This window comes from Leisingera sp. JC11, from assembly GCF_040704725.1.
Classification (GTDB): Bacteria; Pseudomonadota; Alphaproteobacteria; order Rhodobacterales; family Rhodobacteraceae; genus Leisingera.
Genome location: NZ_JBFCVS010000002.1, coordinates 149094 through 162198 on the forward strand (window position 1 = coordinate 149094; position 13105 = coordinate 162198).

15 protein-coding genes and 1 tRNA gene are annotated in these 13105 nt (G+C 66.6%); 9 read left to right on the forward strand and 7 right to left on the reverse strand.

Annotated elements, in window-relative coordinates:
- Positions 1 to 52 precede the first annotated feature (52 nt).
- Complete coding sequence (locus AB1A62_RS02530) at positions 53 to 829, reverse strand: GNAT family N-acyltransferase (RefSeq protein ID WP_366659693.1); 777 nt, start codon at positions 827 to 829, stop codon at positions 53 to 55.
- A gap of 48 nt (positions 830 to 877) precedes the next feature.
- Positions 878 to 1351 carry an outer membrane protein assembly factor BamE gene (gene bamE, locus AB1A62_RS02535; protein WP_366659695.1) on the reverse strand — a complete coding sequence of 158 codons (474 nt, stop codon included), beginning with the start codon at positions 1349 to 1351 and terminating at the stop codon, positions 878 to 880.
- Between the two features lie 101 nt (positions 1352 to 1452).
- Between bamE and AB1A62_RS02540 the strand changes: the two genes are divergently transcribed.
- The 8 genes from AB1A62_RS02540 to AB1A62_RS02575 all read left to right on the forward strand — a co-directional run bounded on the left by AB1A62_RS02540 (position 1453) and on the right by AB1A62_RS02575 (position 8525).
- Entirely contained in the window at positions 1453 to 1989 is a 537-nt protein-coding gene (locus AB1A62_RS02540) for a DUF177 domain-containing protein (protein ID WP_366659696.1), read from the forward strand.
- A 224-nt stretch (positions 1990 to 2213) separates the two neighbouring features.
- Positions 2214 to 2420 carry a 50S ribosomal protein L32 gene (gene rpmF / locus AB1A62_RS02545; protein WP_008558107.1) on the forward strand — a complete coding sequence of 69 codons (207 nt, stop codon included), beginning with the start codon at positions 2214 to 2216 and terminating at the stop codon, positions 2418 to 2420.
- 37 nt (positions 2421 to 2457) lie between these two features.
- A complete protein-coding gene (gene plsX, locus AB1A62_RS02550) occupies positions 2458 to 3570 on the forward strand; it encodes a phosphate acyltransferase PlsX (RefSeq protein WP_366659697.1) in 1113 nt (370 codons plus the stop codon).
- 17 nt (positions 3571 to 3587) lie between these two features.
- Positions 3588 to 4559, forward strand: a complete 972-nt coding sequence (locus tag AB1A62_RS02555) for a beta-ketoacyl-ACP synthase III (RefSeq protein WP_366659699.1) — start codon at positions 3588 to 3590, stop codon at positions 4557 to 4559.
- A 101-nt stretch (positions 4560 to 4660) separates the two neighbouring features.
- Positions 4661 to 4963 (forward strand): integration host factor subunit alpha, encoded by a 303-nt coding sequence (ihfA, locus tag AB1A62_RS02560; RefSeq protein WP_008207184.1) that lies wholly within the window; start codon positions 4661 to 4663, stop codon positions 4961 to 4963.
- Positions 4964 to 4978: 15 nt separating this feature from the next.
- Positions 4979 to 7045 (forward strand): MerR family transcriptional regulator, encoded by a 2067-nt coding sequence (locus tag AB1A62_RS02565; protein ID WP_366659701.1) that lies wholly within the window; start codon positions 4979 to 4981, stop codon positions 7043 to 7045.
- 198 nt (positions 7046 to 7243) lie between these two features.
- Positions 7244 to 7320 (forward strand) — tRNA-Pro (locus AB1A62_RS02570).
- 125 nt (positions 7321 to 7445) lie between these two features.
- Positions 7446 to 8525 carry a 2'-deoxycytidine 5'-triphosphate deaminase gene (locus AB1A62_RS02575; protein ID WP_366659703.1) on the forward strand — a complete coding sequence of 360 codons (1080 nt, stop codon included), beginning with the start codon at positions 7446 to 7448 and terminating at the stop codon, positions 8523 to 8525.
- 16 nt (positions 8526 to 8541) lie between these two features.
- Here the strand turns inward: AB1A62_RS02575 and AB1A62_RS02580 are convergent, their stop codons facing one another.
- Positions 8542 to 9102, reverse strand: a complete 561-nt coding sequence (locus AB1A62_RS02580) for an Lrp/AsnC family transcriptional regulator (protein WP_366659704.1) — start codon at positions 9100 to 9102, stop codon at positions 8542 to 8544.
- Positions 9103 to 9146: 44 nt separating this feature from the next.
- On the opposite strand from AB1A62_RS02580, the gene AB1A62_RS02585 reads away from it, so the two are divergent.
- Positions 9147 to 10301 carry an MFS transporter gene (locus tag AB1A62_RS02585; protein ID WP_366659706.1) on the forward strand — a complete coding sequence of 385 codons (1155 nt, stop codon included), beginning with the start codon at positions 9147 to 9149 and terminating at the stop codon, positions 10299 to 10301.
- Here the strand turns inward: AB1A62_RS02585 and AB1A62_RS02590 are convergent.
- The 4 genes from AB1A62_RS02590 to nagZ form a co-directional block, all read right to left on the reverse strand.
- The gene (locus AB1A62_RS02590) at positions 10282 to 10491 is read right to left on the reverse strand and encodes a hypothetical protein (protein ID WP_366659708.1); all 210 of its coding nucleotides are present in this window, start codon (positions 10489 to 10491) and stop codon (positions 10282 to 10284) included. The genes AB1A62_RS02585 and AB1A62_RS02590 overlap by 20 nt on opposite strands.
- 82 nt (positions 10492 to 10573) lie before the next feature.
- Positions 10574 to 11257 (reverse strand): SMC-Scp complex subunit ScpB, encoded by a 684-nt coding sequence (gene scpB / locus AB1A62_RS02595; protein ID WP_366659710.1) that lies wholly within the window; start codon positions 11255 to 11257, stop codon positions 10574 to 10576.
- Positions 11257 to 12051 carry a ScpA family protein gene (locus AB1A62_RS02600; protein ID WP_366659712.1) on the reverse strand — a complete coding sequence of 265 codons (795 nt, stop codon included), beginning with the start codon at positions 12049 to 12051 and terminating at the stop codon, positions 11257 to 11259. The genes scpB and AB1A62_RS02600 overlap by 1 nt, the downstream gene beginning before the upstream one ends.
- Positions 12044 to 13048, reverse strand: a complete 1005-nt coding sequence (gene nagZ, locus AB1A62_RS02605; RefSeq protein WP_366659713.1) for a beta-N-acetylhexosaminidase — start codon at positions 13046 to 13048, stop codon at positions 12044 to 12046. The genes AB1A62_RS02600 and nagZ overlap by 8 nt, the downstream gene beginning before the upstream one ends.
- Positions 13049 to 13105 lie beyond the last annotated feature (57 nt).

The window sequence follows — 13105 nt, forward strand, 5'->3', positions numbered from 1 at the left end:
ACCCCGGCGGCAAAATCGCGTCAACGCTCCGCATTCATCTTTCCCGAAATACTCAAGCCCCGCCGGCCACCGCCCGCAGCAGCCGTTTGCGGGCCTCCGGGATCGCGCCGGTCTCCAGCCCGGTGAACACATGCAGCGTGTTCATCTGCCGGTCCACCACCGCGTGATCGCTGACCCAGCCGCCCATCGCCAGGTACGTCCGCAACAAGGGCGGCATCCCCTGCAGCGCCTTCTTCGCGTCCGGCTCCTGCGGCAGCGCCGCGGCATAGCGGACCACCTCAGGCGCCTTCACACCCGGCCGCCACTCTACCGGTGCCAGGTGCCGCTGCCGCAACAGCGCAAAGACATCCTGGTATGGCGCGGCAGATATGCCTGCAAAGGAGGAGCAGCCAAACAGCATCTGCACCCCCTGACCATCGACCAGCCCCGTCATTGCGCCCCAGGCGATGCGCAGGATGTCGGGGTCCTGACATTCCGGGCGGATGCAGAAGCGGCCCAGCTCCGCCATCCGTCCCTCGAACGCCCGCAGCGGCGACAGGTCATAGAATTGCGCCGCATAGCTCTGCGCCAGCTGACCGCCGCTTTCCAGCAGCAGCAGCCGGAAGCAGCAAACCAGCGTGCCGCCGGCTTTCTCCTCCACCAGGACATGGGAACACAGGCTGTCATAGGGATCGCTGTCCATGCCGCCGGTCCGGAAGCACAGCGTCCGCAGGGATTGCGCCGCCGCCACATCCGCTTCCCCGGCGGCCAGCCGGGCGCGGTAGCGCCCCCTGCTCAGCAAAATCTCAGGTTCCGCCACATCGGCCTCCAGCTTTCCGGCTAAGCCCATAAAGCCCTGCCCCTAGCATAGGCGATGCGGCAAACCCGTGAAGCCGTCTTATTCGTCGTTCAGCAGCTGGCCGGGGGCGAAATTGCCCAGGTTGCCCAGCAGCTGGCGCAGGAAGGTGTTGTCCTGCACCCCGGAGCTGGTCACGCGGCGCTCCAGCGGCACCACCTTGCCGTCTTCCAGGCTGTAGCGCTCGATCGCCTGCACCACGCCCGAAGTGTCGAAGCTGATCGCCACCAGATCGCGCGCCACCGGCTCGGGCGCCTTGGCCCCGTAGTGGCGGAAGCGGGTGGCGACATAGTAATAGCCGCTGTCGTCCAGCACGCCAGTCGAGGACGGAATGCCGATGGTTTCCGCCACCGAATCCCTTGTGTCGATGCCCGGCACCACTTCGGCCAGCTGATGCGGCGACGGCACATAGCCGTGCTTGCGGTAGACCGCGGTGCAGGCCGCCAGCGCCAGCCCTGCCGCCGCAAATACCGCGCCGCGCAGAACGGCCTTGAAGTGAAATGCCTTTGCAACCATGACTGCCCCCCAGCCTGCCGCCATCAGGGGCGGCTTGAATACGTCTTTCAACCCGATTACCTAATGACCGCCTCCGGTTCAAGAAACGAAAGTCCCCGAAAATGTCTGACAGCACCGCTTTGCGGGTGGCGGACCTGCCGCAAAACGCCCCGACCGCCTTTGAAATCACCCCGGACAAGGACGCCCTGGCGGCGCTGGCAACGGAAATGGGGGTGAATGCCCTGCGCAAACTGCGCTTCACCGGCGAGATCAGGGCCATGGGCAAGAAAGACTGGAAACTGACCGGCCGCCTGGGCGCCACCGTGGTGCAGGACTGCGTGGTGACGCTGGAGCCGGTGACCACCCGGATCGAGGAGCCGGTGGAGATCACCTATCTGTCCCGGTTCGAAACCCCGGAAGGCGCTGAGATCGAAATGCCGGAGGACGACAGCATCGAGCCGCTGGGCAGCCACATCGACCCGGCCGCGGTGATGGCCGAGGCGCTGGCGCTGCACATCCCCGCCTACCCGCGCAAGGACGGCGCCGAACTGGGCGAGGCAGTCTATGCCGAAGACGGCGTGCAGCCGATGCGCGACGAGGACACCAAGCCCTTTGCCGGCCTCGCTGCCCTGCGCGGCCAGCTGAAAGATGAGGACTGAAGGCAGAATTTTTGCGGCGCAGAAAATCGCCTCTGGCGCCGCCGCCCTGCCTGACTTAAAAAACAGCTTGCGCCAGCGGAGATTCGCAGTATTTTCGCGCGCTCATCGGAATTTTTGGTTGGACAATGCTTGGGCAGACGCCTAAACGCACGTCAGACTGATCGAACAGAATGCAATCGCGCCGCGGGGATGGCCCCAAGGCCCAAACAGACAAAGGTTGAGACATGGCCGTCCAACAGAACAAAGTATCCAAATCGCGCCGCAACAACCGCCGCGCGCACGATGCACTGGTTGCTGCGAACCCGAACGAATGCGGCAACTGCGGCGAGCTGAAGCGCCCGCACCACGTATGCCCCTCCTGCGGCCATTACGACGACAAGGAAATCGTCGCAGCGGCTGACGAGATCGAGATCGACGAGGACGCGGCGTAAGCCACGGACAGGATCCTGATGCCAGGCAGGCTTTCGCATGACGGGTAAACCCGATCAAAATCAGGCAAAAGCCGGCCGCATCACTATTTCTGTTGACGCCATGGGCGGAGACGCCGGCCCCGCAGTTGTGGTGGCCGGCATTGCCATGTCCGCACAGAAGAACCCGGACATCGGGTTCATCCTGCACGGGCCTGCCGAACAGCTGACACCCCTGGTTGCCAAGAAACGCGCGCTGAAGGGCCGCGTCGAGATCCGCGATGTCCGCGATGTGGTCACCATGGAGGACAAACCCTCCCAGGTGATGCGCAACGGCAAGGGCACTTCGATGTGGTCGGCGCTGGACGCGGTCAAGAACGGCGAGGCCGACGGCGCGGTGTCCTGCGGCAACACCGGCGCGCTGATGGCGCTGTCGATGCTGCGGCTGCGCAAGCTGCCGGGCGTCAACCGCCCTGCCATTGCGATCCTGTGGCCGTCGCTGAACCCGCAAGGCTTCAACGTGATGCTGGATGTCGGCGCCGACGTGAAGGCGGATGCCGAGGATCTCTTGCAGTTCGCACTGATGGGCACCTCCTATGTGCGCAACTCGATGGACATCGCCCGCCCCCGCGTGGGACTGCTGAATGTCGGCACCGAAGAGCACAAGGGCCGCGCCGAACTGAAGGAGGCCTACGGGCTGATCGCGGACCAGGCGGAGCAGGCGAATTACGAATTTGTCGGCTTTGTCGAAGGCAGCGATATTCCCGGCGACGCCGTGGATGTGATCGTCACCGACGGGTTCACCGGCAATGTGGCGATCAAGACCGGCGAAGGCACCGCGCGGGTGATGCGCGCGGCCCTGCGCGAGGCGTTCCAGTACTCCTTCCTGTCGAAGATTGCCGCGGTCCTGGCGATGACCTCGCTCAAGCGGCTGTCCAAGCGGATGGACCCGCGCCGGGTCAACGGCGGCGTGTTCCTGGGCCTCAACGGCACCGTGGTGAAATCCCACGGCGGCGCCGATGCCATGGGCGTCTCGGCCGCGGTCAAGCTGGCTTTCCGGCTGGCACAGCACGGTTTCGCCGAAAAGCTGGCGGCACGGGTTGCATCTGCAGGCGTGCATACCCAAGATAATACTGCGGTCCGCAGCATGCGGACGGCCACCGAAAAAGACTAATATAGGCAGGCAGACGAATGACGCGACGCGCGGTAGTTGCTGGCACAGGACACTATCTCCCCGAGCGGGTGGTGGAAAACGCGGAATTCGAAGCCACGCTGGACACAACGGACGAATGGATCCGCAGCCGCTCCGGCATCGAACGCCGCCACTTCGCCGCCGAGGGAGAGACCACATCGGATATGGCTGCCAAGGCTGCTGAACGCGCTTTGGCGGATGCAGGCCTGACGGCGGCTGATATCGACGCCATCGTGGTGGCAACCTCCACTCCGGATCTCACCTTCCCCTCTGCGGCCACCATGGTGCAGTCCAAACTGGGCATGACCAAAGGCTTTGCCTTTGACGTCCAGGCGGTCTGCGCGGGTTTTGTCTATGCGCTGTCAAACGCCAGCGCGCTGATCGCTTCTGGCCAGGCAGACCGCGTGATGGTGATCGGGGCGGAAACCTTCAGCCGGATCATGGACTGGACCGACCGCTCCACCTGCGTGCTGTTCGGCGACGGCGCCGGCGCGCTGCTGCTGGAAGCGCAGGAACAGCCCGGCACCAACAAGGACCGCGGCATCCTGGCGACCGACCTCAACTCCGACGGCCGCTACAAGGACCTGCTCTACGTCGACGGCGGTGTGTCCACCCAGTCCACCGGCCACCTGCGGATGCAGGGCAACCAGGTGTTCCGCCACGCGGTCGAAAAACTCGCCTCCACCGCCAATACCGCACTGGACCGCGCCGGCCTCTCGGCCGCGGATGTCGACTGGATCGTGCCGCATCAGGCCAATATCCGCATCATCCAAGGAACGGCCAAGAAAATGGGCCTCAGCATGGACAATGTGGTGGTTACCGTGCAGGATCACGGCAACACCTCCGCCGCCTCCATTCCGCTGGCCCTGTCGGTCGGCAAGGAACGCGGCCAGATCAACGAAGGCGATCTGATCGTGACCGAGGCCATCGGCGGCGGCCTGGCCTGGGGAGCAGTTGTGCTGCGCTGGTAACCGCGCAGCTCTAATTTCCGCCCGAATACCCCGGTGCAATTCATTGATATTGACAGGGAAATTCCCTCCGCCCTATGCTTTGGCAAACAACGGGGATTGGTATGGGCGAAAAAACACTGACAAGAATGGATTTGAGTGAAGCAGTTTTCCGGGAAGTCGGCCTGTCGCGCAACGAAAGCGCACAGCTGGTGGAAAGCATGCTGCAGCATATGTCGGATGCCCTGGTGCGCGGTGAACAGGTTAAGATTTCCTCGTTCGGCACCTTCAGCGTAAGGGACAAGTCGGCCCGGGTCGGGCGCAACCCGAAAACGGGCGAAGAAGTGCCGATCCAGCCGCGCCGCGTGCTGACCTTCCGGCCCTCCCACCTGATGAAAGACCGCGTGGCAGACGGCAACCGTAAGTAACGGGACCAATAGGCCATGTCGAAATCACCGGACGCCTTCCGCACCATCAGCGAAGTTGCGGAATGGCTGGACGTGCAGGCGCATGTTCTGCGCTTCTGGGAGAGCAAATTCACCCAGGTCAAACCTGTCAAGCGCGCCGGCGGGCGGCGCTATTACCGGCCTGCGGACATGCAGCTGCTGGGCGGGATCAGGAAACTGCTGCACGACGACGGCCTGCCGATCAAGGAAGTGCAGGCGCTGTTGCGCGAGAAGGGCGTGGCCCATATCGCCAGCCTGTCGCACCCGCTGGAGGGCGAGGAGGAGCCCGCCGCCGAAGCGCCGCCTGCGGATAAGCTGGGCGAGGACTGGCAGCAGTCGCTGGAGCTGAGCGCAGAGGCCCCGTCCGAAGCCCCTCCCGAAGACAGCAATGTTGTTGGCTTCCCGCAGGCAGCCGGTGCAGACGCTGCCCCGCCCGCCTCCGCAGCCCCGGCGACAACCAGTGCCCCTGCCTCTGCCGCGCCGCGGCCCGAAGCCGCCGCCGCCCCGCAAATGCAGATGGATCTTGCGCCCCCCGCGGCGGAAGGCGGCGCAGACGCCGCTGCAGAGGAACCGGCCGGCACCTGGTCACAGCCGCCCGCGGCCCCTGCAGCAGAGACGGGCAACCTGCAGGATGCCCCGGCTGCTTCCGAGGCTCCCGCAGATTCAGACGATATTCCTGTACAAACCCAAGAGGCAGACCCTCAGGAGGCGGCACCTTCCGAGGGCTTGCCGGAGGCAGACCAGCCGGCACACGGCGCCGGGCAGGACCCGCAACCCGCCGCAGAAGCGCCTGCCGGAACCGCTCCCTTGGATCAGGCAGCGGACTCTGCCGGGGCGGCCCTTCCGCAGGAAAGCGGAACGGCACCTGAACAGCCCGCCGGTCCTGCTGCCGAAGCGCCGCAGGATCCTTTGGCCGATGCCCCCGCCATCGGCGCACCCCCTGCTGCAGACCTCCAGCCCACCGCACCGCAGGCGGAGGAGGAGCCGGATGCCGCACAGATGCCGGAGGCTGCGCCGGAAGCGGATGCGCCGCAGCCGGCTTTGGCTGATGAACCCGCCGCCGCTGAGGATGCCCCCTCGGCCATGCTGCAACCGGCTGAGGATGCAGGGGTTTCCCTGGAAACCGGTTCGGAGCCGGCAGCAGAGCCAGCCCCGGAAACACCGCCCGCGCCGCTGCAGGAAATTGCCCCGCTGACCGGCCAGGAGCATCTGCCCGAACCGGAGCCGGAAGCCGCTGCCTCAGAGGAACCGGCCCCTGCCGCCGCAGCGGCGCCCCTGCCGGAGGCGCTGCAGCCGACAGAGGACGCAGGGGACGCACAGGAAACCGCTCCGGAACCGGCAGCGGACCCGGCCCTTGAGACACCGCCCGCCCCGCTGCAGGAAATTGCCCCGCTGACCGGCCAGGAGCATCTGCCGGAACCGGAACCAGAGCCCGCAGCCGGCCCTGCAGAGGAGCCTGCTGCCGCAATTGCGGAATTCCCGGAGGAAGCCAGCTCTGCTGCGCCGGAAGTCCCGGCAGAGGATCTGGAGCCGCTGACGGCGGACGCCGCCCCGGCCGAACCGGACCCCGTACCGCTGGCAGACGCGGACCCTGCAGAAGACACGCTGATTGCCGCCGCAGGGATGCAGCCCGAGGAGCCGCTGGACTTCACCTTTTCCGCTGAAGAACCCGCCCAGGATATTGCATCCGAACCGGACACGCCCCCTGACACCGCCGCGGCCTTTCCGCCGCATGACCTCGATCAGGCCGCCCGCCAGGTCGACGCGCTGGAATTTGCCAGCGGTTTCAACGGCGGCGATGACGAGGACGAAGAAGAGGACGCCCTGCCGGAGGCAGAGCCGGACCTGCAGCCGGATGCCATGGCGGAAGCAGCAGCCGGTCCGGAAGACCTGCTGGAGGAAACGGCAGAGGAACCCGCGGAAGAGCCGCCAGCTGCCCCTGCCCCGCCGCAGCCCGGCATCCTGGCGCTTCTGGCTGAAACCCGCAGCCTGCCGCCGCAGTCGCTGGCGGGAATTGCCGCCTGCGCCGACGAACTGCGGGCGCTGGCCGGGAACCGGCCCTGACGCCAGAAGTCCGGAATCCGGAACGCAGTCCGGCCCGCAAATCTCTTGATTTCCGGTCTGTTTTCCGCGCCGGAAAACGGCTTGCTGATCAGCGGGCGCAGGCAAGGGGCTCAGCCGGCAGGATTTTTACAGAGGTCCGCAAAAAATCTTGCCGCCCCCTCTTGCTCCTGCTGCGAAAACGGTTAGAAGGCTTTGCAACGGGCTATGGCGCAGCCTGGTAGCGCGTCCGTCTGGGGGACGGAAGGTCGCAGGTTCGAGTCCTGCTAGCCCGACCATATGAAAAACGCCCGGGTGTTCATGCACCCGGGCGTTTTCGTATCCTGCGCAAGGCTTTGGCGATTGCGCACAGGAGCCGTTTGGGCCAGCATCGCCGCAAAGCCGGCGCGGAGGGGGACAGGACATGACAGGCGTATTGCCCAGCCAGACCATTGAAATGATGCTGGAGCGCGGGGAGATCACCGTCAGCACGCCGCTGGTGGAGGGCCAGGTGCAGCCCGCCAGCCTCGATCTGCGGCTGGGCCATGTCGCCTACCGGGTGCGGGCGTCATTTCTGGCCGGCCAGGGCCGCAGCGTCTCCGACCGCCTGACTGAATTCGAGATGCACCGCATCGACCTGAGCAATGGCGCGGTGCTGGAAAAGGGCTGCGTCTATGTGGTGCCGCTGATGGAAGGCCTGGCGCTGCCGGAGGATGTCTCGGCCGTCGCCAACGCCAAAAGCTCCACCGGACGGCTCGACCTTTTGACCCGCACCATCACCGACGGCGGCGAGGAATTCGACCGCATCAAGCCCGGCTACACCGGCCCGCTCTACGCCGAAATCTGCCCGCGCTCCTTCTCGGTGCTGGTGCGCCCCGGCATGCGGCTGAACCAGATCCGCTTCCGCACCGGCCAGGCGGTGCTGTCGGATGCGGAACTCAAGATGCTGCACGCCGGCTCCCCGCTTGTTGATGGCGAGGCGGTGATCGAGGACGGCCTGGGCTTTTCCGTCGACCTCAAGCTGCCGGGCACCGATCTGGTCGGCTACCACGCCAAGCCGCACACCGGCGTCATCGACCTGGACCGGATCGGCGAATACGACCCGCAGGAATACTGGGAGGAAGTGCGCACCAAGGACGGCCGCATCATCCTGGACCCCGGCGCGTTTTACATTCTGGTCAGCCGCGAAGCGGTGCATATCCCGCCTGCCTATGCGGCTGAAATGGCCCCCTATCTTGCGATGGTCGGCGAATTCCGGGTGCATTACGCGGGCTTCTTCGACCCCGGCTTCGGCCATGACGCGGCCGGCGGCACCGGCTCGCGCGGGGTGCTGGAGGTGCGCTGCCACGAGGCGCCCTTTGTGCTGGAGCACGGCCAGGTGGTGGGCCGCCTGGTCTATGAGAAGATGGCAGAGGTGCCGGAACAGCTTTATGGCGCCGGCATTGCTTCCAACTACCAGGGCCAGGGGCTGAAGCTGTCGAAGCATTTCAAAACGCCGGAGTAACCCTTCCGGCGCCGCCTCAGCGCTTGATGTACAGCTCTTCTTCCAGCTCATCGCTGACACCGGCCTGCACGGTCCGTTCCAGATGGGTGGACAGCGTCATATAGGTGCGGGTGCCGCGCACCCCTTCGACGTCGTAGATGCGGGCCAGGAGCCCCTCCAGCGCATGCGGTGAAGCCACCCGCACCTTGAGGATCAGACAGGTGTCGCCGGTGGCGGTGTGGATCTCCTCCACCTCCGGCCAGGCCTCCAGCGACAAAAGCTCTGCCGTCTTGCCCCAGCCCACCGTGTCGACATGGATGAAGGCCAGCATCGGCTTGCCCACCGCAGGCCCGTCCAGCTGCGCCACCGTCGCCCGGATCGCGCCGGAGGCCCGCAAGCGCTTCACCCGCTCATGCACCGCCGGAGCAGACAGCCCGGCCACCTGCCCGATAGCCGCATAAGACAGCGTCGCATCGACGCTCAGCGCGCCTAATATTTTTCGGTCCAACGCGTCCAGAACACGGGCAGCCCCGCCGTTCCTCCGAACCTCATCTGTTTTTTCCCTGACCATATCCGCCCGCCCTTCACAGAACTTCATTCAGCACATAGCAAAGATACCTGAACATTCTTCAAGGTAAACCCATGCGAACCCCGATTCTGATCCTGATGAGCGCCATTGGCGTGATTGGCGCAAACTCCCTGCTGCTGTCGCCGGTGGTGACGGCGGTCAGCCAGAGCCTGAATGCCACCACGGCAGAGGTGATGCGGGCCGCCAGCGCCTATGGGCTGGGGGTGGCCGCCGCGGCGCTGCTGCTGGCGCCGCTGGGGGACCGGCTCGGCGCCGGGCGTCTGCTGCGCGCGGCGCTGCTGCTGCTGGGGGCCGGGCTGGGCGCCAGCGCAGCGGCGCCGGATGTCTGGACGCTGATGGCGGCGCAAGCCCTCTGCGGGCTGGCGGCGGGGGCCGCCCTGCCCTCGATTTACACGCTGGCGATGGTGATTGCCCCCAAGGGGCGCGAAGCACAGGTACTGGGCTATGTGCTGGCGGGCTGGACCGTGTCGATGGTGCTAGGCGTCAGCGTCAGCGCCTGGGCCACTGATCTCGCGGGCTGGCGCTCGGTCTACGGCACGCTTTCGGGCGTGGCGCTGCTCTTGTGGGCCGCCTCCGCCTCCCTGCGCGCCGCGGGCAGCCCCAGCGGCCAGGCCACCTCGCCGCTGACGGCGCTGCGGGTGCCGGGGATCTTCCGCGGCCTCCTGGCAACCGCCCTGCTGATGCTGGGCTTCTACGGCAGCTATTTCTTCACCGGCGCCCATATCACGCAGGAATTGGGGCACAGCACCACCCAGGCGGGCCTGCTGCCGCTGTTCTACGGTATCGGCTTCGGGCTCGCCGTGCTGCTGGATCCGCTGCTGGACCGGCTGGGGCTGGCGCGCGCCACCGCCCCGGTGCTGCTGGCCGTCACCGCCAGCTACCTGCTGATGGCGGCCGTGGCACCGGAGTACCTGCTGCTGCTGGGAGCTGCCCTGGTGTGGGGTGTGTTCCAGCATCTCGCCCTCAACCTGCTGGTGGCGCGGCTCACCGCGCTGGACCCGTCGCAGCGCGGCGCCATCATGGGGCTGTACAGCACCGTCACCTATCTCTGCGTGTTTGCGGCGCCCTTCGGCGGCGGGCTGCTGTATGCCGCCTGGGGGCTGGCGGGCTGCCTGGCGCTGTCGGCGCTCTTGGCGCTCAGCGGCGCGGCAGAGGCGCTTGGCCTCAGGCGCCGGTCCGGTGCGCTGCCTACCAGCGCCCCGGTTTGACCTTGGGAATGCGCGAGGTCGCGTTGCGCAGCTTGCGCTGCGGGCTGGGACCTGCCCCCATTCCAGGTGCCGGTCCCTGTTGCTTGCCCAAACGCTGCGCCCCGCGTCCGGCGGCGCGGCGCAGCCCGGCATTGACGGCGCGCCCGATCAGGCGGCGCAGCACCATGCGGAAGATCCAGTTCGCATTCATGGCCTCAGTCCTCTGCCTTCGCTTGCCTGCCACCGTAGCAGCGTAATGCGGCAATTTCCGGGCGTGCTGAGCCGCGGAGGCGTCACTCCTCGAACAGTTCCGCCTGTTCTTCGGCCTCGTCGTCCTCGTCGCCGCCCTGGCCCAGCGGCAGGCTGCCCGGCGGCGGCCGGTTCTCCAACAGGCCCGCGGCGCGCAGCTCCTTCAGGCCCGGCAGATCGCGGGCGCTTTCCAGGCCGAAGTGGTCCAGGAACACCGGCGTCACCACGAAGGTCACCGGGCGGCCCGGCGTCATCCGGCGGCGGCCCAGGCGGATCCAGTCCATCTCCATCAGCTGGTCGATGGTGCCTCGCGAGACCGACACGCCGCGGATTTCCTCGATCTCCGCCCGGGTCACCGGCTGGTGATAGGCCACGATGGCCAGGGTTTCGATGGCGGCGCGGCTCAGCTTGCGCAGCTCGGTGGTTTCCTTCTGCATCAGGAAGCCGAGGTCCGGCGCGGTGCGGATTGCCCAGGCATCGCCCAGCCGCACCACCCGCACGCCGCGCCCCTCATAGCGTTTGCGCAAATGCTCCAGCGCCTCGCGCGGGTTGCAGCCATGCGGCATCCGGCCCTCAAGGTCGCGCAGGGTCACCGGCTCGGCACTGGCAAACAGCACCGCTTCCACCATCCGCTCCTGCTCCGCCATCGGCGGCGCATCGAACAGCGTGTCATTGTCGTCGCGCACCGGGGCGCCCTGGCCGTGGCCGTCCATGATCTGGTCTTCCATCAGCTATCCTCGTTCAGGCTGCGCAGCTGGATCGGCGCAAATGTTTCGCTCTGGCGCAGCTCGGCCTTGCCCTCCTTGACCAGCTGCAGCGAGGCGGCAAAGGTCGCCGCGGTGGCCGACCGCCGCTTCACCGGATCGCTGTGCCAGCCGTCCGGCAGATAGCTGATCAGGTCGGTCCAGTCGCCGGTAAAGCCCAGCAGGTGGCGCATCCGGTCCAGCGCCTCCTCCATGGTGAAAACCGAATCCCGGTCCATCACGAAGGGGCGGAAATCCTCCTTGGTGCGGATGCGGGCATAGGCCTGCATCAGATCCAGCAGGTTGGCGGTATAGGTGACGGTCTTGATCCGGGCGACACTCTCTTCCTCGCCGCGGGCAAAGAAGTCACGGCCCAGCCGGTCGCGCCCCATCAGCCGCGCAGCGGCGTCGCGCATCGCCTGCAGGCGCTCCAGCTGGAACGCCAAGTGGGCGGCCAGCTCCTCGCCCGACGGCCCTTCTTCCTCCGGGTCAGGGGGCAGCAGCAGGCGGGATTTCAGGAACGCCAGCCAGGCCGCCATCACCAGGTAGTCGGCGGCCAGCTCGATCCGCAGTTCCTTGGCCTTCTCGACAAAGGCCAGGTACTGTTTTGCCAGCTCCAGCACAGAGATCTTGCGCAGGTCCACCTTCTGGGTGCGCGACAGCGTCAGCAGCAGGTCGAGCGGGCCTTCGAACCCGTCCACATCGACGATCAGGGCCTCGGCCGCCAGCCGCTCCTCTACGCTTGTGTCCGCTTCTGAAAAAAGTGACTGCTCAGCCATACACCTGCCCGCCCATGAGGGCGGCAAGTTCGTCTTCGGCAGCCTGAATGTCAAGGTCTGCAGGCGGGCGCCGGGCCGCCAATGCGGCCTCTGCGCGGGTCTGTGCCGCCGCTGTCATGGCACCGGCAGCCTCCGCCACCGCAATGCGGTCTGCCAGCGGCGCGTTGCACAGCAGGACCACGTCGCAGCCCGCCGCCAGCGAGTCCCGAGTGATGTCCGTCAGCGGTCCCTGCAGCGCCTTCATCGAGATGTCGTCGGTCATCACCAGCCCGTCAAAGCCGATTTGCTCGCGGATCAGCTGCATCATCACCGGCGAGGTGGTGGCGGGCCGGTTGTCATAAGCGTCATAGACCAGATGCGCAGTCATCCCCAGCGGCAAGTCGTTGAGCGCCTTGAAGGCCGCGAAATCAGTCTGTTCCAGCAGCTCGGGCCGGCTGGTCACATGCGGCAAGTCCAGATGGCTGTCGGCAGTGGCGCGGCCATGGCCGGGGATGTGCTTCAGCACCGGCAGCACGCCGCCGTCCAGATGCCCCTGCGCCACGGCGCGGCCGATGGCGGCCACCGCCTGGGTGTCCTCGCCATAGCAGCGGTTCTTCAGGAATTCATGGGTGTCCGCGCAGGCCACATCGGCAATCGGGGCGCAGTTGCTGTCGATGCCCAGGGTGTGCAGCTCATGCGCGATCAGCCGGTAGCGCAGGTACATGGCGCGTTCGGCGCCCGCGCCGGCCCGTTGCACATGCTCCAGCGGCGGCAGCCAGTTGCGCGCCAGCGGCTGCCGCAGCCGCTGTACCCGGCCGCCCTCCTGGTCGATGGTGATGGGACACTCGCGCCCCACTGCCTCGCGGAAATCGCCGCACAGGGCACGCACCTGCTCCGCGTCTTCGATGTTGCGGGCAAACAGGATGAAGCCGAAGGGATCGGCGTCGCGGAAAAACGCCTTTTCATCCGCGCTCAGGCGCAGGCCGCCGGCGTCAAGGATGGTCGCTCCGTAGGTCATGATGGCCCTCTGCAATGCCCCAGTGCTGTGTCCCGGAAAGGGTTGCGCCCGCCCCGT